The organism is Pontibaca salina, from assembly GCF_016307205.1.
Classification (GTDB): domain Bacteria; phylum Pseudomonadota; class Alphaproteobacteria; order Rhodobacterales; family Rhodobacteraceae; genus Pontibaca; species Pontibaca salina.
The window spans coordinates 1-17,927 of sequence record NZ_JAEIJD010000018.1 but is presented as its reverse complement, the minus strand read 5'-3'; the positions used below and the strand labels follow the sequence as shown (position 1 = coordinate 17,927).

General features: G+C 58.3%; 14 protein-coding genes, 1 tRNA gene and 1 pseudogene. 14 read left to right on the top strand and 2 right to left on the bottom strand.

Annotation, left to right across the window (positions count from 1 at the left end):
- A pseudogene (locus JAO82_RS13835) lies at positions 1-104 on the bottom strand (3-methyl-2-oxobutanoate hydroxymethyltransferase); the annotation flags it as partial.
- Between the two features lie 12 nt (positions 105-116).
- Positions 117-192: transfer RNA gene (locus JAO82_RS13830), tRNA-Trp, on the bottom strand.
- Positions 193-360: 168 nt separating this feature from the next.
- On the opposite strand from JAO82_RS13830, the gene JAO82_RS13825 reads away from it, so the two are divergent.
- The 14 genes from JAO82_RS13825 to JAO82_RS13760 form a co-directional block, all read left to right on the top strand.
- Positions 361-1,050 carry a lysophospholipid acyltransferase family protein gene (locus JAO82_RS13825; RefSeq protein WP_198686983.1) on the top strand — a complete coding sequence of 230 codons (690 nt, stop codon included), beginning with the start codon at positions 361-363 and terminating at the stop codon, positions 1,048-1,050.
- A 225-nt stretch (positions 1,051-1,275) separates the two neighbouring features.
- Positions 1,276-1,473 carry a preprotein translocase subunit SecE gene (gene secE, locus JAO82_RS13820; RefSeq protein ID WP_198686982.1) on the top strand — a complete coding sequence of 66 codons (198 nt, stop codon included), beginning with the start codon at positions 1,276-1,278 and terminating at the stop codon, positions 1,471-1,473.
- Positions 1,474-1,669: 196 nt separating this feature from the next.
- Complete coding sequence (nusG, locus tag JAO82_RS13815) at positions 1,670-2,203, top strand: transcription termination/antitermination protein NusG (protein ID WP_198686981.1); 534 nt, start codon at positions 1,670-1,672, stop codon at positions 2,201-2,203.
- A 163-nt stretch (positions 2,204-2,366) separates the two neighbouring features.
- Positions 2,367-2,792 carry a 50S ribosomal protein L11 gene (gene rplK / locus JAO82_RS13810; protein WP_198686980.1) on the top strand — a complete coding sequence of 142 codons (426 nt, stop codon included), beginning with the start codon at positions 2,367-2,369 and terminating at the stop codon, positions 2,790-2,792.
- 1 nt (position 2,793) lies between these two features.
- On the top strand, positions 2,794-3,492 hold the full coding sequence (gene rplA / locus JAO82_RS13805; RefSeq protein ID WP_198686979.1) for a 50S ribosomal protein L1: 699 nt from the start codon (positions 2,794-2,796) through the stop codon (positions 3,490-3,492).
- A gap of 258 nt (positions 3,493-3,750) precedes the next feature.
- Positions 3,751-4,266: a 50S ribosomal protein L10 gene (gene rplJ, locus JAO82_RS13800; protein ID WP_198686978.1), complete on the top strand. Its 516-nt coding sequence runs from the start codon at positions 3,751-3,753 to the stop codon at positions 4,264-4,266.
- 74 nt (positions 4,267-4,340) lie between these two features.
- Positions 4,341-4,715, top strand: coding sequence for a 50S ribosomal protein L7/L12 (gene rplL / locus JAO82_RS13795; protein WP_198686977.1), 375 nt, complete (start codon positions 4,341-4,343; stop codon positions 4,713-4,715).
- A gap of 266 nt (positions 4,716-4,981) precedes the next feature.
- Complete coding sequence (gene rpoB / locus JAO82_RS13790; RefSeq protein WP_198686976.1) at positions 4,982-9,118, top strand: DNA-directed RNA polymerase subunit beta; 4,137 nt, start codon at positions 4,982-4,984, stop codon at positions 9,116-9,118.
- A gap of 100 nt (positions 9,119-9,218) precedes the next feature.
- Complete coding sequence (rpoC, locus tag JAO82_RS13785; RefSeq protein ID WP_198686975.1) at positions 9,219-13,454, top strand: DNA-directed RNA polymerase subunit beta'; 4,236 nt, start codon at positions 9,219-9,221, stop codon at positions 13,452-13,454.
- A 101-nt stretch (positions 13,455-13,555) separates the two neighbouring features.
- The gene (locus JAO82_RS13780) at positions 13,556-14,362 is read left to right on the top strand and encodes a glycosyltransferase (RefSeq protein ID WP_198686974.1); all 807 of its coding nucleotides are present in this window, start codon (positions 13,556-13,558) and stop codon (positions 14,360-14,362) included.
- Between the two features lie 364 nt (positions 14,363-14,726).
- Complete coding sequence (gene rpsL, locus JAO82_RS13775; protein ID WP_198686973.1) at positions 14,727-15,098, top strand: 30S ribosomal protein S12; 372 nt, start codon at positions 14,727-14,729, stop codon at positions 15,096-15,098.
- 12 nt (positions 15,099-15,110) lie between these two features.
- A complete protein-coding gene (gene rpsG / locus JAO82_RS13770) occupies positions 15,111-15,581 on the top strand; it encodes a 30S ribosomal protein S7 (protein WP_198686972.1) in 471 nt (156 codons plus the stop codon).
- A gap of 44 nt (positions 15,582-15,625) precedes the next feature.
- Positions 15,626-17,749: an elongation factor G gene (gene fusA / locus JAO82_RS13765; RefSeq protein WP_198686971.1), complete on the top strand. Its 2,124-nt coding sequence runs from the start codon at positions 15,626-15,628 to the stop codon at positions 17,747-17,749.
- A gap of 83 nt (positions 17,750-17,832) precedes the next feature.
- The coding region (locus tag JAO82_RS13760; protein ID WP_198685248.1) for a GTP-binding protein at positions 17,833-17,927 on the top strand (95 nt) is incomplete at its 3' end.

Genomic DNA, 17,927 nt, shown 5'->3' with positions numbered 1-17,927 from the left:
TGACCGTCGCACCCAACCGAACCACCAATCCCGATCGTCGGAATAGAAACCTCAGACGTAATCAAATCAGCAAGATCAGCAGGCATCTTCTCCAACATAATTGAAGAGGATGATCCTGGCAGGGGTTGAGGGACTCGAACCCACGACCCTCGGTTTTGGAGACCGATGCTCTACCAACTGAGCTAAACCCCTAGGACCAAATACCTAGTATGACAGCGCAGGCGAGGACTCAAGGAGAAATTTCGATCGTCCCAATCATCCTGACCCGCGGCGGACGCGTCGCGAAAGATACTAGGGGAACCAGACTTTGCAGCCCCTGAAAGTTCATCTATCAGAGATGAAAATAGCCGGGGGCGATGCGTGAGCTTACGAAAAAAAATTGCCGACAATGCTTGGTTCAACCGCAAGATCGAGAACCTGTTGGCCGCACATATTGCCTTTGCGCATCGCACGTCGGACTGGCAACGTTCTGGGTTCGAGGTTGTCGACAATGCCGTCAGTAACGGCGAACCAGTCATCATGACGCTCTGGCATCAACGCTTGGCGATGGCACCGTTCCTCTTTGACCGCTCGCTGGGCGAGATCTGCTCGCTGACGTCCTCGGCACGTGCCGGACGGCTCGCCGGCGAGGTCCTGGGCCGTTTTGGATTTGACACGGTTCCCATGTCCAGCCACAGGCGCCATGTTGCGCTGTCGCGCGCGGTGCTGGGCAAGATCCGTGAAGGCAAGTCTATCGGTGTCGCCGTGGATGGGCCCAGAGGCCCGGCGCGCCAGGCATCGACTGTTCCCCTGGTCTGGGCCCGCTCCTCCGGATGCCGGGTTTTCTGCGTGTCGTTCTCGGCCAGTCGGGTGCTAACCTTGCCGACATGGGACCAGATGATGCTGCCCATGCCATGGACCAAAGGCGTCCTGCTGTGCCGTGAGTGGAACCAGACGGTGCCCCGCAAACTGGATGAATTCGAGACAGAAGCGTTGCGTTTGAAGCTTGAGGCGACGCTGAACGCCATCACGGATGAGAGCGATCGGGCAACCGGGCGGCTGGCGGCCTGAGCCCAAGCCAGCCCGGTGCTTTTCACTTGGCACGGTGCGGTGCCGAGTGCAGGTGCAAGGTTAGCTGACTGTAAGTTCTGGGTTGTCTTGGTGTGAAGGCGGGCCCATTTTTGCTGCGCAGCCTCGTATTCAAGTTTGTACCGCTTGGGCAGTCAGACGCGCCTTGAATTAACAGCTGCGGACGGCTATGCGAGGGATATCCGCAAACAGAAAGCGATGCTCGACATGGCCATCAGTAATCCGATCCAGTTCATCCAACAGGTTCGCGCCGAGGTTTCCAAGGTGGTTTGGCCGACCCGGCGTGAGGTGGTATTGACCACGGTCATGGTTTTTATCATGGCTTCGCTGGCTGCGGTTTTCTTTGCGCTGGTCGATCTCGGGATCCGAGGCGGACTTCAATTGCTTCTGGGCTACTTCGGCTAACCGAGGCGAAAGTCGGCGCGCCCCCTTGATCTCTTGAGGCGGGGAGGGTACCTCATTGACAAGTTCGGGATCTGGCGTGTGGCGATTCGTGCCGCGCGCCGCTTTTTCTTCCGAAGACAACGGCCCGGCCGTTTGAAAACTGGACAGAATTCGGTGCCCAGTGATGGTGCCGGGCAAGACAAGGGCAGCACGGATCATGGCGAAACGGTGGTATTCGGTCAGCGTTCTTTCGAATTTTGAAAAGAAGATCGCAGAGCAGATCCGCGCCGCGGCGGTCGAACAGGGTCTCGACGACCAGATCGGCGAGATTTTGGTTCCGACCGAAGAGGTAATCGAAGTGCGGCGCGGCAAGAAGGTTACGACCGAGCGCCGTTTCATGCCGGGCTATGTGCTGGTGCATATGGAGATGTCCGATCGGGGCTATCACCTGATCAACTCGATCAATCGCGTTACGGGTTTTTTGGGGCCGCAGGGCCGACCGATGCCGATGCGTGACGCCGAGGTTAATTTGATCATGAACCGTGTGCAGGAGGGCGAAGAAGCTCCGCGTACATTGATCCACTTCGAGGTCGGCGAAAAGGTCAAAGTAAACGATGGCCCGTTCGAAGATTTCGACGGCATGATTGAAGACGTGGACGAGGATAATCAGCGTCTGAAAGTCGCGGTTTCGATCTTTGGCCGTGAAACACCGGTCGAACTGGAATTCACGCAGGTCACAAAGCAGGCCTGACGGGAGGGGCGGGGTGAACCCGTCTTGTGGCGGTTCGCTGCCATTCATTCGTGGGAGGCAAGGGCGCGCGCGCCGGAGCTGAACCACGCGAATCAGGCGCCGGATCGCGTTCCGGGGTCAAGGGTGCGCAGGTTGTCGCATCGATGAAGTAAGGAGACGGCCCATGGCCAAAAAACTCGTCGGCTCAATGAAGCTGCAAGTGCCCGCCGGGCAAGCCAATCCCAGTCCACCGGTCGGTCCGGCGCTGGGTCAGCGCGGCATCAATATCATGGAATTCTGCAAGGCATTTAACGCCAAGACTGCCGACATGGAGCCGGGCGCACCGTGCCCGACCGTGATTACCTACTATCAGGACAAGTCCTTTACGATGGACATCAAGACGCCTCCGGCGGCGTATTACCTGAAAAAGGCGGCCAAGGTTAAGTCGGGTGGCGCGACGCCAAGCCACAAGACCGCTGGCACGGTAACCGTTGCTCAGGTGCGCGAAATCGCTGAAGCCAAGATGCCAGATCTAAGCGCCAATGATATCGAAGGCGCGATGAAGATCATCCTTGGCTCGGCCAGGTCCATGGGCATTGAGGTTAAATAAGATGGCAAAACTTGGAAAACGTACCCGTGCCGCACGTGAAGCCTTCGCTGGTAAAGAGAACCTGACGATTGAAGACGCGGTCGCTTTGATCAAAAGCAACGCCAACGCAAAATTCGACGAAACCGTCGAAATTGCTGTAAATCTGGGCGTCGATCCTCGCCACGCGGACCAGATGGTTCGCGGAGTTGTCGGGCTGCCTAGTGGTACCGGCAAGGACGTACGCGTGGCAGTGTTTGCCCGTGGCGCCAAGGCGGACGAGGCAACAGCAGCCGGTGCCGATATCGTCGGTGCCGAGGATCTGATGGAGACGATTCAGGGCGGCACGATCGACTTTGACCGCTGTATTGCCACACCTGACATGATGCCGATCGTCGGCCGTCTGGGCAAGGTGTTGGGCCCGCGTAACCTGATGCCGAACCCGCGGGTGGGGACGGTGACGATGGATGTTGCCGAGGCAGTCAAGAACGCCAAAGGCGGGGAAGTCCAGTTCAAGGCCGAAAAGGCCGGGGTCGTCCACGCCGGCGTTGGCAAGGTGTCCTTTGATCAGGACAAGCTGGTCGACAACATTCGGGCCTTTATCGGGGCAGTTGCCCGCGCCAAGCCGACCGGAGCCAAAGGCACCTATATGAAGAAAATCGCGCTCAGCTCGACCATGGGGCCGGGCGTGACGGTGGATGTGGCCGAGGCCACCGCTGAATGAATTTCTGGGCGGGGAAACCCCGCCCTGCGAAATCCGGCAGCGTTTCGGCGCTGCCGGTTGGCAGGATCTTCCGATCCTGTCCTGTCCGAGACGGAGGGTTCGGCCCTTGGGCCGCATAATTCCTTCCTGAGATGGGAAACGAGACATTTGCACCCTTGCGGTGATTTTGGCTCGGGACCCTGAACCTGGACCCGATACTCCGGTGCAAGCCGGAGTGAATGAGAGCCGGGGGGAAACCCCCATGATTGGAGTAAAACTGTGGATAGAGCCCAGAAAGAGAAAGTGGTCGAGGAACTCGGCCAGATCTTCGAAAGCTCTGGCGTCGTTGTGGTTGCCCACTACGTCGGATTGACAGTTGCTGAGATGCAGGACCTGCGCGCGCGTGCACGCGAAGCGGGCGGGGCCGTGCGTGTTGCCAAGAACAGGCTCGCCAAGATCGCCCTTGAGGGTAAGCCATGTGAATCCATCACATCGCTCCTTTCGGGCATGACCGTTCTAACCTATTCCGAGGACCCCGTGGCAGCAGCCAAGGTGGCCCAGGAATTCGCCAAGGAAAACAAGAAGTTCGAGATTCTTGGCGGGGCAATGGGTGAGAACGCTCTGGACCGGGCCGGTGTCGAGGCCGTGTCGAAAATGCCGTCGCGCGACGAGCTTATCGCTCAGATCGCTGGCATGCTTGGCGCGCCTGCTTCGAACATTGCCGGGGCCATTGGCGCACCTGCAAGCAACATCGCATCCATCTTGTCCACGATCGAGGACAAGGCGGCTGCCTGAGCAACGCAATACCGGCGGGTGGTTGAATACACGTCGTTGGAACACATATAGAGCAAACGGAAAGAGCTGATAAAATGGCTGATCTGAAAAAACTGGCGGAAGAGATCGTTGGTCTGACCCTGCTGGAAGCACAAGAACTGAAAACCATCCTCAAAGACGAATATGGCATCGAGCCCGCCGCAGGTGGCGCGGTAATGATGGCTGGCCCAGCGGATGCGGGCGGCGCTGCTGAAGAAGAGCAGACCGAATTCGATGTCGTTCTGAAGAACGCTGGCGCCTCCAAGATCAACGTGATCAAGGAAGTTCGCGCGCTGACCGGTCTGGGCCTGAAAGAGGCCAAAGAGCTGGTCGAAGCCGGCGGCAAAATCAAGGAAGGCGTCGACAAGGCGGAAGCCGACGAGGTCAAGGGCAAGCTGGAAGCAGCGGGCGCCGAGGTCGAGCTGGCCTGAGCCAAAACCTCTTCGCCCCATCGCAGAATTGGCGCGCTGGGGCGTTTCATGTTGGCTGGATCCGGGGATTTCGGGTCCAGCCGAACCTGTCTAGGAAAGTGCCCCGGCAGATTGGGGCGTTTTCTCAGGCGAGGTTCGTTGGATCGGGAGGCCACCACTCGGGACGGTGGCCACGAATTGATCCGAACCCGCCCTCTCGTATGGGCAAGATGCCGAGGCCCGACGGCATTCTTGACCGGTGAGAAACTGAAAAGGTGACACCTGATATGGCGCAATCCTTCCTTGGCCAGAAACGTCTTCGCAAATACTACGGCAAAATCCATGAAGTTCTGGAAATGCCGAACCTGATTCAGGTTCAGAAATCCAGCTATGATCTGTTCCTGAACTCGGGCGATCAGCCCGACCCCTCCGATGGTGAGGGGATCATGGGCGTTTTCCAATCGGTCTTTCCGATTCGGGATTTCAACGAGACCAGTGTGCTGGAATTCGTGAAGTACGAGTTGGAAAAGCCGAAATACGACGTCGAGGAATGCCAGCAGCGGGATATGACCTATGCGGCCCCGCTGAAGGTCACGCTGCGTCTGATCGTATTTGATGTCGACGCGGATACCGGCAACAAATCGGTCAAGGATATCAAGGAGCAGGATGTTTTCATGGGTGATATGCCCCTGATGACACCTAACGGCACATTTGTGATCAACGGCACCGAACGGGTGATCGTATCGCAGATGCACCGTAGCCCGGGCGTATTTTTCGATCATGACAAGGGCAAGACCCACAGTTCGGGCAAGCTGTTGTTCGCCTGCCGAATCATCCCTTATCGCGGCTCTTGGCTGGATTTTGAGTTTGACGCCAAAGACAACGTGTTCGCCCGGATCGACCGCCGCCGCAAATTGCCTGTGACAACCCTGCTTTATGCGCTGGGGTTAGATCAGGAAGGGATTATGGATGCGTATTACGACACGGTTCATTATCGCCTCGAGAAGGGCAAGGGCTGGGTCACGCCCTTCTTCCCGCAGCGGGTGCGAGGTACGCGTCCGACCTATGATCTGGTTGATGCCAAAACCGGCGAAATCATTGGCGAGGCCGGTAAAAAGGTTACGCCGCGCGCGGTGAAGAAACTGATCGACGACGGCGAAGTGACTGAATTGTTGGTCCCGTTCGAGCATATCGTCGGCAAGTTTGTCGCCAAGGATATTATCAACGAAGAAAACGGCGCGATCTATGTCGAAGCTGGCGACGAGTTGACGCTGGAATATGACAAGGACGGCGACCTGATCGGCGGTACCGCGAAAGAACTGATCGATGCGGGCATCACCGATATCCCGGTCTTGGACATCGATAACATCAATGTCGGCCCTTACATGCGCAACACCATGGCGATGGATAAGAACATGAACCGCGAGACCGCGCTCATGGATATCTACCGCGTCATGCGGCCGGGCGAGCCGCCGACCGTCGAATCGGCAAGCAGCCTGTTCGAGACCCTGTTTTTCGATAGCGAGCGCTATGATTTGTCCGCAGTCGGTCGGGTCAAGATGAACATGCGTCTGGACTTGGAAAAGCCGGACACCCAGCGCACGCTGGATCGCGAAGATATTGTCGCTTGCGTCAAGGCGTTGGTCGATCTGCGCGATGGCCGGGGCGAAATCGACGATATTGACCATCTTGGTAACCGGCGCGTGCGTTCAGTTGGCGAATTGATGGAGAACCAATATCGCGTCGGTCTGCTGCGCATGGAGCGCGCAATCCGCGAGCGGATGAGCAGCGTCGAGATCGACACGGTGATGCCGCAGGATCTGATCAACGCCAAACCGGCGGCCTCGGCCGTGCGCGAATTCTTTGGCTCCAGCCAGCTTTCGCAGTTTATGGACCAGACCAACCCATTGTCCGAAGTGACCCATAAACGTCGCCTGTCGGCGCTTGGGCCGGGTGGTTTGACGCGTGAGCGCGCGGGCTTTGAGGTCCGCGACGTTCACCCGACCCATTATGGCCGCATGTGCCCGATCGAGACGCCGGAAGGCCCGAATATCGGGCTGATCAACTCGCTTGCGACTTTCGCGCGTGTGAATAAATACGGCTTCATCGAAACGCCTTACCGGGTCGTCAACGAAGGGCAGGTCACGGACGAGGTACATTACCTGTCTGCAACCGAAGAGATGCGCCATACCGTCGCTCAGGCCAACGCAAATCTGGATGATGATGGCCGTTTCGTAAACGAGATGGTGAACACCCGCCAGGCGGGCGATTACACATTGGCCCCGAGCGAAAGCGTCGATCTGATCGACGTCAGCCCGAAGCAGCTGGTTTCGGTTGCGGCGTCGCTGATCCCGTTCCTTGAGAACGACGATGCGAACCGCGCCTTGATGGGCTCGAACATGCAGCGTCAGGCGGTTCCGTTGTTGCAGGCCGAGGCACCGCTGGTCGGCACCGGCATCGAGGAAATCGTGGCCCGCGATTCGGGGGCCGCGATCATGGCCCGCCGTGCCGGGGTCATCGATCAGGTGGATGCCCAGCGTATCGTTATCCGTGCCACCGAAGATCTCGAGCTCGGTGATGCGGGGGTCGATATCTATCGCATGCGCAAGTTCCAGCGCTCGAACCAGAACACCTGTATCAACCAGCGTCCGCTGGTGAAGGTGGGCGATACCGTCGGCAAGGGCGAGGTGATTGCAGATGGCCCGTCCACCGATTTGGGTGAATTGGCTCTCGGCAAGAACGTGATGGTCGCGTTTATGCCATGGAACGGGTACAACTTTGAGGACTCGATCCTGATCTCCGAACGGGTCAGCCGCGACGACGTGTTCACCTCGATCCATATCGAGGAATTCGAGATCGCCGCCCGCGATACCAAGCTGGGGCCGGAAGAAATCACCCGTGATATTCCCAACGTCGGCGAGGAGGCACTGCGCAATCTCGACGAGGCCGGCATCGTTTATATCGGCGCTGACGTGGAGCCGGGCGATATCCTTGTGGGTAAGATCACACCCAAAGGCGAGAGCCCGATGACCCCCGAGGAGAAACTGCTGCGCGCCATCTTTGGTGAAAAGGCGTCGGATGTTCGTGATACATCCTTGCGGGTCAAGCCGGGCGATTTCGGCACCGTGGTCGAGGTACGCGTATTCAACCGCCATGGTGTGGAAAAAGACGAACGTGCCCTGCAGATCGAGCGGGAAGAGGTCGAGAGCCTTGCCCGTGACCGAGACGACGAATTGGCGATCCTTGACCGAAACATCTATGCCCGTCTCAAGGGCATGATCCTAGGTAAGGTCGCGGTCAAAGGCCCAAGAGGGGTCAAGGCCGGATCGCAGATCACCGAAGAACTGCTGGAGAGCCTGTCCCGTGGACAGTGGTGGCAGCTGGCGCTGGAGGACGAGGATGATGCGAAGATCGTCGAGGCTCTGAACGAGCAATACGAGATCCAGAAGCGCACCCTTGACGCCCGTTTCGAAGACAAGGTCGAAAAGGTGCGGCGCGGTGACGATATGCCTCCGGGTGTCATGAAGATGGTCAAGGTGTTCGTAGCGGTGAAGCGCAAGCTGCAGCCGGGCGACAAGATGGCCGGACGTCATGGTAACAAGGGTGTGATTTCCAAGGTGGTGCCAATGGAGGACATGCCGTTCCTCGCCGATGGTACGCCGGTTGATTTCTGCCTCAACCCGCTGGGTGTCCCAAGCCGGATGAACGTTGGGCAGATTCTGGAAACCCACATGGGCTGGGCCGCGCGCGGTCTGGGGATCAGCATCGATGAGGCGCTTGGCGAATACCGCCGCTCGGGTGATCTCTCGCCGGTACGCGATGCGATGAAGCAAGCCTATGGCGACGATGTCTATGAAGAAGGCATCGCCGGTATGGACGACGCGCATCTGATCGAGGCGGCCGGCAACGTCATCAATGGGGTTCCGATCGCAACACCGGTTTTCGATGGTGCGAAGGAGGCCGATGTGAACGATTCGCTGAAACGGGCCGGGTTCGATCATTCCGGGCAGTCGATCCTGTTCGACGGCCGTACCGGCGAACAGTTCGCGCGTCCGGTGACGGTGGGCATGAAATACCTGCTTAAGCTGCATCACCTCGTGGACGACAAGATCCACGCGCGTTCAACCGGGCCCTACAGCTTGGTCACCCAGCAGCCGTTGGGCGGTAAGGCGCAGTTCGGTGGACAGCGCTTCGGGGAGATGGAAGTCTGGGCACTGGAAGCCTATGGCGCCGCATATACCCTGCAGGAAATGCTGACCGTTAAGTCGGACGATGTGGCGGGCCGGACCAAGGTCTATGAAAGCATCGTCAAGGGCGAGGACAATTACGAGGCGGGCGTTCCAGAAAGCTTTAACGTTCTGGTGAAAGAAGTCCGTGGCCTTGGCCTGAACATGGAACTCCTGGATGCGGAGGTGGACGAATAAGGGCGCAAACGGCGGGGTAACACCCGCCTTATGCCCGAAAGGTATGGCGCGAACCGCCGCCATACCGGTCCATTTCCAAACCGATATTCGAGGTATCTAAATGAACCAGGAACTGTCAAACAATCCGTTCAATCCTGTAGCACCGATCAAGACATTCGACGAAATCCGGGTGTCTCTGGCCAGCCCCGAGCGCATCCTGTCTTGGTCCTATGGCGAGATCAAAAAGCCGGAAACGATCAACTATCGCACCTTCCGCCCCGAGCGTGACGGACTGTTCTGCGCCCGCATTTTTGGTCCGGTCAAGGATTATGAGTGCCTATGCGGAAAATACAAACGCATGAAGTATCGCGGCGTCGTCTGCGAGAAATGCGGCGTCGAAGTGACGCTGCAAAAGGTTCGCCGCGAGCGGATGGGCCATATCGAACTGGCGTCCCCGGTGGCGCATATCTGGTTCCTGAAATCGCTGCCCAGCCGCATCGGCCTGATGCTGGACATGACGCTGCGCGATCTGGAGCGGGTGCTGTATTTCGAGAGCTTCGTCGTGATCGAGCCGGGCCTGACGGACCTCAGCTATGGCCAGATGATGTCCGAGGAAGAGTACATGGACGCGCAGGATGCTTATGGCATGGACGCGTTTACCGCCAATATCGGGGCCGAAGCGATTCGCGAGATGCTAGCGGCGATCGATCTTGAGCAAGAGGCCGAAACCCTGCGCGCCGACCTGAAAGAGGCGACTGGCGAACTGCGCACCAAAAAGATCATCCGGCGGCTGAAGATCGTGGAGTCCTTCCTTGAGTCCGGCAACCGTCCGGAATGGATGGTGATGACCGTGATCCCGGTGATTCCGCCAGAGCTGCGCCCGCTGGTCCCACTGGACGGGGGTCGGTTTGCGACGTCGGACCTGAACGACCTGTATCGCCGCGTGATCAACCGGAACAACCGCCTTAAGCGTCTGATTGAGCTGCGTGCGCCTGATATTATTGTGCGTAACGAAAAGCGTATGCTGCAAGAATCGGTTGATGCCTTGTTTGACAACGGCCGTCGTGGCCGGGTCATTACCGGTGCCAACCGTCGTCCGCTGAAATCGCTGTCGGACATGCTCAAGGGTAAGCAGGGCCGGTTCCGTCAGAACCTTTTGGGTAAGCGGGTCGACTTCTCGGGCCGATCGGTCATTGTGACCGGGCCGGAGCTGAAATTGCACCAGTGCGGGCTGCCGAAAAAGATGGCTCTGGAGCTGTTCAAGCCGTTTATTTACTCGCGGCTTGAGGCCAAGGGGATGTCGTCAACGGTCAAGCAGGCGAAAAAACTGGTCGAGAGAGAGCGCCCCGAGGTCTGGGATATTCTGGACGAAGTGATCCGCGAGCATCCGGTGATGCTGAACCGGGCGCCGACGCTGCACCGTTTGGGCATTCAGGCATTTGAGCCGGTGCTGATTGAAGGCAAGGCAATCCAGCTTCATCCGCTGGTTTGTTCGGCGTTTAACGCCGACTTTGACGGCGACCAGATGGCTGTTCACGTGCCGCTGAGCCTTGAGGCACAGCTGGAAGCACGGGTTCTGATGATGTCGACGAACAACGTTTTGTCGCCTGCCAACGGTGCGCCGATTATCGTGCCCAGCCAAGATATGGTTCTTGGTCTGTACTATGTCACCCTGGCCCGCGAGGGCATGAAGGGGCAGGGCAAGGTTTTTGGCTCGATCGAAGAGGTCGAACATGCGCTGAGCGCAGGCGAGGTGCACCTGCACTCCAAGATCAGTGCGCGTATCAAGCAGGTCGATCAAGACGGGAACGAAATTACCAAGCGTTATGAAACGACGCCGGGTCGCGTTCTCTTGGGCGCGCTGTTGCCGATGAACTCCAAAGCACCGTTCGATCTGGTCAACCGCTTACTGCGCAAGAAAGAAGTGCAGCAGGTCATCGACACGGTCTATCGCTATTGCGGCCAGAAAGAATCGGTCATTTTCTGTGACCAGATCATGGCCATGGGCTTTCGCGAGGCGTTCACCGCCGGAATTTCGTTTGGCAAAGACGATATGCTGATTCCGGATCAAAAGTGGCCGATTGTCGATGAGACGCGCGATCTGGTGAAGGATTTCGAGCAGCAGTACATGGACGGCCTGATCACCCAGGGTGAAAAGTACAACAAGGTGGTCGACGCCTGGTCCAAGTGTAACGATCGCGTCACCGAGGCGATGATGGGCTCAATTTCAGCAGTGGTCTCGGATGAGTCCGGCGCCGAGCAAGAGCCCAACAGTGTCTACATGATGGCGCATTCCGGTGCCCGTGGTTCGGTCACGCAGATGAAGCAATTGGGCGGCATGCGTGGCCTGATGGCAAAGCCGAACGGCGAAATCATCGAAACGCCGATCATCTCGAACTTTAAGGAAGGCCTGACGGTTCTTGAGTACTTCAACTCGACCCACGGGGCCCGTAAGGGTCTGTCGGATACGGCGCTGAAAACGGCGAACTCGGGGTATCTGACCCGGCGTTTGGTGGATGTGGCGCAGGACTGCATCGTCCGCATGGAAGATTGCGGCACCGAGCGGGCGATCACCGCTTCGGCGGCGGTCAACGACGGAGAGGTCGTTTCGCCCCTGTCGGAGCGATTGCTCGGGCGGGTCGCGGCCGAGGATATCTTGAAACCCGGCACAGAAGAGGTGCTGATTCCCGCCGGTTCGCTGATTGACGAGCGGATGGCGGATAGCGTTGACGAGATGCACGTGCAGACTGCGCGGATCCGTTCGCCGCTCACCTGTGAGGCCGAAGATGGCGTTTGTGCCTTGTGCTATGGCCGCGATCTGGCGCGGGGGACGATGGTCAATACGGGCGAGGCCGTTGGCATCATCGCCGCACAGTCAATCGGCGAGCCGGGTACCCAGCTGACCATGCGGACCTTCCACATTGGCGGTGTCGCGCAGGGTGGCGAGCAGTCCTTCCAGGAGGCCGGTCAGGCCGGTGTCGTGTCGTTCGAAAACGCGCAGACGCTCGAGAACTCGGCTGGCGAAATCATGTCTATGGGCCGCAATATGAAGCTTGTGATCCGGGATGAGCACGGGGAAGAGCGGGGGAACTACAAGGTCGGTTATGGCTCACGTCTGTTTGTGAAAGACGGTGCTACGGTCAGCCGTGGTGACAAACTCTTCGAGTGGGATCCCTACACACTGCCGATCATCGCAGAAAAGGCTGGTACGGCAAAATTTGTCGATCTGGTCACGGGCATCGCTGTGCGCGATGAAACCGACGACGCGACTGGCATGACCCAGAAGATCGTGACTGACTGGCGCGCGACACCTAAGGGCGGTGATCTCAAGCCCGAGATCATCCTTGTCGGCGCGGACGGAGAGCCCGTGCGCAACGATGCGGGCAATCCGGTGACCTATCTGATGTCGGTGGATGCGATCCTGTCGGTTGAGGAAGGCGATGAAATCAAGGCGGGCGATATTGTCGCACGTATCCCGCGTGAAGGCTCTCGGACCAAGGACATCACCGGCGGTCTGCCGCGGGTGGCCGAATTGTTCGAGGCGCGCCGGCCCAAAGATCACGCGATCATTGCCGAGATCGACGGTTACGTGCGCTATGGCCGTGATTACAAGAACAAGCGTCGGATCAGTATCGAACCCTTGGATGAAAGCCTTGAGCCAGTGGATTACATGGTGCCCAAGGGCAAGCATATCCCGGTGCAAGAGGGCGACCTCATCCACAAAGGCGATTACATCATGGACGGCAATCCTGCGCCCCATGACATCCTTGCAATCATGGGTGTCGAGGCGCTGGCCGATTACATGATCCACGAAGTGCAGGAAGTTTATCGCCTTCAGGGTGTGAAAATTAACGACAAGCACATCGAGGTGATCGTTCGCCAGATGCTCCAAAAATGGGAAATCCAGGAAAGCGGCGACACCACGCTGCTCAAGGGAGAGCATGTGGATAAGCAGGAGTTCGACGCGGCGAATGAAAAGGCGCTGTCGAAAAAGGGCCGCCCGGCACAGGGCGAACCGATCCTGCTGGGCATCACCAAGGCGTCCTTGCAGACCCGCAGCTTCATCTCGGCCGCGTCGTTCCAGGAAACCACCCGCGTTCTGACCGAGGCGAGTGTTCAGGGCAAGCGCGACAAACTGGTTGGCCTTAAGGAGAACGTCATCGTCGGACGTCTGATCCCTGCGGGAACAGGTGGGGCGACGAAGCGGGTCCGCCACATTGCAACGGAACGCGACAACGTGGTTGTCGAAGCCCGGCGCATTGAGGCCGAAGCCGCCGCCGCCTTGGCTGCACCGAGCGCGGATGAGCTTGCTGGGACGCATGACGGCATTGCGGATACCCCCGAAAATCGGGAGTGATCCTGCAGCGCAGATGACCATAACCCCCGCGCCGTTAGTCGGCGCGGGGATTTTTCTTTGTAACAGGTATATTTTTAGCGGATCAGGTTGGAGGCAGTCGGATGGAGAAAACGCTCAGTATCGCCGGGCTTTTGCGGTTCTCTGTTTTGACAACAACTTATTATACTGAGCGGTTCGACACGCCGGAAAAAACGGCGGGGTATCTCTTTTCACCTGAACGGATGAAGCTGCGATTTCATCTGTTTGAGCATCTCTGCTTACCTTCGCTTCTGAAGCAGACCGACCAGAATTTTACCGCGATCGTGCTGACGGCTAAGGCAATGCCGGAGCGCTATCTGGACAGATTGAAGGCGCTTTTACGGCCAGTGCCGAACATCCATTGTTTTCCCGTCGGTACCGGCAAACATTATCGGCTCATAAAACAGGGGTATGATCGGATTCCCGATAATGGGGTCAGCCATCGCGCGCTGTTCCGGCTGGACGATGATGACGCGGTAGATCGGGATTTCATCGCGCGCACGCGGCGGCTGGCCACGGGATTGATGGCGCTTCAGACGCCGGAAACCCCCTTTGTGATCGCCCATAACCGGGGCTTTTACCTGCATAAGAATGACAAAGAGCCCGAGGTCTTCGACGCTGTCGAGCGCGCCCCGCTATCGGTCGGTACAACAATTGTCTCGCCAGTCGACAGTCCGGTTAACCCCTACCGGTTCAACCACCGTAACCTGCCGCAGCATCTCAATACCTTTACAGATATTTCCCAGCCGGCGTTCATTCGCACCATCCATGGCGACAATAAATCGAGACCGGCTCAGATCGGCTTGACCCATATGATGAGCGAAGCGGGAATTGACGCGGAATTGCAAGCCTATTTTGGAATCGGAAGTGCGCAGCTCAAGAGCCTGTAAATACGGCTCTGTGTCTGGTTGAAATTCTTCACGGAGATATTGTATTCTGATGGTACTTGACGGTCGCGCCACTGTCAGAGCCTGTTGACACCGCCCGCGACTCCCCTTATACGCCCGCTATCTCGGCAGCCGGGGGTCGCCCCATATGCCGACTTCAGTATTGAAGTGGTCACGATCCGGTCTGAAAAATGGCCCGATCCTCTGGATACCCACCGCGTCGCTTCTGATATTGGGGCGATGGCGGCTTTTTGCGTCGCTGGAATCAGGGGCGTACCGGGCGGCTTGCGGACGCGCAGGACGTCAAGATTAAACCGCACGCACATGCGTGCACACACATGTGTTGTTGAGACGGGGAATAACCGGAATGCCAACGATCCAACAGCTGATCCGCAAGCCGCGGCAGCCCAGAGTTAAACGTTCGAAGTCGATGCACCTGGAGCAGTGCCCGCAAAAGCGTGGCGTGTGCACTCGGGTCTATACTACGACTCCTAAAAAGCCGAACTCGGCCATGCGGAAGGTCGCCAAGGTGCGCCTGACCAATGGTTTCGAGGTCATTTCTTACATCCCAGGGGAGGGCCACAACCTTCAGGAACACTCGGTTGTCCTGATCCGCGGTGGCCGTGTCAAAGACCTTCCGGGTGTGCGTTATCACATCGTGCGCGGTGTTCTGGATACCCAGGGCGTCAAAGACCGTAAGCAGCGTCGTTCGAAATACGGCGCCAAGCGTCCGAAATAAGGAGAGAGCGAGATGTCCCGTCGTCACGCCGCAGAGAAGCGCGAAATTCTGCCTGACGCCAAGTATGGCGATAAGGTTCTGACCAAATTCATGAACAACCTGATGATCGACGGCAAGAAATCCGTTGCCGAACGCATCGTCTACAACGCGATGGATCGCGTCGAGGGCAAGATCAAGCGCTCGCCCATTGAGGTTTTCCACGAAGCGCTGGAAAATATCCAGCCCAGCGTCGAGGTCCGCTCACGCCGGGTTGGTGGGGCGACTTATCAGGTTCCCGTCGAGGTGCGCCCCGAGCGTCGCGAGATCCTAGCGATTCGCTGGCTGATCACCGCCAGCCGCGCGCGCAATGAACACACCATGGAAGAGCGCCTCGCTGGCGAGCTGCTGGATGCTGTGCAATCCCGCGGATCGGCCGTGAAGCGGCGCGAAGACGTCCACAAGATGGCCGAGGCGAACAAAGCCTTCAGCCATTACCGTTGGTAATATCTACCGTCGGGCGTTCCCGGCGAACCTAGAGGCATCCGATTATGGCACGCGACTATCAGCTCGATCACTACCGCAACTTCGGCATCATGGCTCACATCGATGCAGGCAAGACGACCTGCAGCGAGCGGATCCTGTTCTATACCGGCAAGAGCCACATTCTTGGCGAGACGCATGACGGCGCCGCGACCATGGACTGGATGGAGCAGGAGCAGGAGCGCGGCATCACGATCACATCGGCTGCGACCACCACATTCTGGCAATGGCAGGAGGATCCGACCAACGAAGGGACTTCCGAGACCAAATACCGGATGAACATCATCGATACGCCCGGGCACGTCGACTTCACTATCGAAGTTGAGCGCTCGCTGGCGGTTCTGGATGGTGCGGTTGCGGTGCTGGACGCCAACGCGGGCGTCGAGCCGCAGACCGAGACTGTGTGGCGTCAGGCCGACCGTTACAAGGTTCCGCGGATCGTCTTTGTCAACAAGATGGACAAGATCGGTGCCGACTTCTTCAATTGTGTGAAGATGATCAAAAACCGCACCGGGGCGACGCCGGCTCCGATCCAGATTCCTATCGGCTCAGAGAATGAGCTTGAGGGTATCGTCGATCTGGTCACCATGGAAGAGTGGGTCTGGAAAGGCGAGGACCTGGGTTCCAGCTGGGTACGCGGCCCGATTCGCGACAGCCTCAAGGCGACCGCCGACGAGTGGCGCGCCAATTTGATCGAGACCGCCGTCGAAATGGACGACGACGCGATGGAAGCCTATCTCGAAGGCGAAGAGCCGGATATTCCGACCCTGCGCAGCCTGATCCGCAAGGGGACGCTGTCGTTGAGCTTCGTGCCGGTTCTGTGTGGCTCCGCGTTCAAGAACAAGGGCGTACAGCCGCTATTGAACGCTGTGGTCGACTACCTGCCCAGCCCGCTGGATGTGGTCGATTACATGGGCTTCGCCCCCGATGACGAAACTGAAACCCGCAACATTGCGCGGCGCGCCGATGACACGATGCCATTCTCGGGTCTGGCGTTCAAGATCATGAACGACCCGTTCGTCGGCTCGCTGACCTTTGCACGCATCTACTCGGGCGTATTGAAAAAAGGCGATACGGTCCAGAACTCGACCAAGGGCAAGAGAGAGCGCATCGGTCGGATGATGATGATGCACTCGAACAACCGGGAAGAGATCGACGAGGCGTTTTCGGGCGATATCATTGCGCTTGCCGGCCTCAAGGACACCACGACAGGTGACACGCTCTGCGACTCCAAGGAGCAGGTGGTTCTGGAAACCATGAATTTCCCTGATCCGGTGATCGAGATCGCGGTTGAACCCAAGACCAAGGCCGACCAGGAAAAGATGAGCCAAGGGCTCGCCCGTCTGGCAGCTGAGGACCCGTCCTTCCGGATCGAAACCGATATGGAATCCGGGCAGACCATCATGAAGGGTATGGGGGAACTTCACCTCGATATTCTGGTGGATCGACTCAAACGCGAATTTAAGGTTGATGCCAATATCGGCGCGCCTCAGGTCGCCTATCGCGAGACTATCTCGCAAGAGGTCGAGCACACCTACACCCACAAGAAGCAGTCCGGTGGGTCGGGGCAGTTCGCTGAGGTCAAGATGATCATCTCGCCGACCGCGCCGGGTGAAGGTTACTCCTTCGAATCCCGCATTGTCGGCGGCGCGATTCCCAAGGATTACATCCCGGGTGTCGAGAAGGGGATCAAGTCCGTTATGGATAGCGGGCCGCTGGCCGGCTTCCCGGTGATCGACTTCAAGGTGGCGCTGGTGGACGGTAAGTTCCACGATGTCGACTCCTCGGTTCTGGCCTTTGAAATCGCTGGCCGCATGGGGATGCGTGAGGGCATGCGCAAGGCCGGTGCAAAGTTGCTGGAGCCAATCATGAGCGTCGAAGTGATCTGCCCCGAAGAGTATACCGGGAACGTGATCGGCGATCTGACATCCCGCCGCGGGCAGGTAACTGGGCAGGAAAACCGCGGTAACGCCATCGCAATCGACGCGATGGTTCCGCTGGCGAACATGTTCGGCTATATCAACACCCTGCGTTCGATGAGCTCGGGCCGGGCGAACTTTACAATGCGGTTCGACCATTACGAAGCCGTGCCGCAGAACATAAGCGACGAGATCCAGGAAAAGTATGCCTGAACGGGTGGCGGGGTGAACCCCGCCCTACCCATCCACCGTAGGGCGGGGCTCACCTCGCCATCCGACCGAAAAAGGAGGCCATCATGGCAAAGTCAAAGTTTGAACGCAACAAACCGCATGTGAACATCGGCACGATTGGCCATGTTGACCACGGCAAGACGACGCTGACGGCGGCGAT

Excerpts from the sequence above, each read along its gene's own strand:
- secE (WP_198686982.1), top strand. The coding sequence starts at position 1,276 with ATGGCCATCAGTAATCCGATCCAGTTCATCCAACAGGTTCGCGCCGAG.
- nusG (WP_198686981.1), top strand. The coding sequence starts at position 1,670 with ATGGCGAAACGGTGGTATTCGGTCAGCGTTCTTTCGAATTTTGAAAAG.
- rplK (WP_198686980.1), top strand. The coding sequence starts at position 2,367 with ATGGCCAAAAAACTCGTCGGCTCAATGAAGCTGCAAGTGCCCGCCGGG.
- rplA (WP_198686979.1), top strand. The coding sequence starts at position 2,794 with ATGGCAAAACTTGGAAAACGTACCCGTGCCGCACGTGAAGCCTTCGCT.
- rplL (WP_198686977.1), top strand. The coding sequence starts at position 4,341 with ATGGCTGATCTGAAAAAACTGGCGGAAGAGATCGTTGGTCTGACCCTG.
- rpoB (WP_198686976.1), top strand. The coding sequence starts at position 4,982 with ATGGCGCAATCCTTCCTTGGCCAGAAACGTCTTCGCAAATACTACGGC.
- rpoC (WP_198686975.1), top strand. The coding sequence starts at position 9,219 with ATGAACCAGGAACTGTCAAACAATCCGTTCAATCCTGTAGCACCGATC.
- JAO82_RS13780 (WP_198686974.1), top strand. The coding sequence starts at position 13,556 with ATGGAGAAAACGCTCAGTATCGCCGGGCTTTTGCGGTTCTCTGTTTTG.
- rpsL (WP_198686973.1), top strand. The coding sequence starts at position 14,727 with ATGCCAACGATCCAACAGCTGATCCGCAAGCCGCGGCAGCCCAGAGTT.
- rpsG (WP_198686972.1), top strand. The coding sequence starts at position 15,111 with ATGTCCCGTCGTCACGCCGCAGAGAAGCGCGAAATTCTGCCTGACGCC.
- fusA (WP_198686971.1), top strand. The coding sequence starts at position 15,626 with ATGGCACGCGACTATCAGCTCGATCACTACCGCAACTTCGGCATCATG.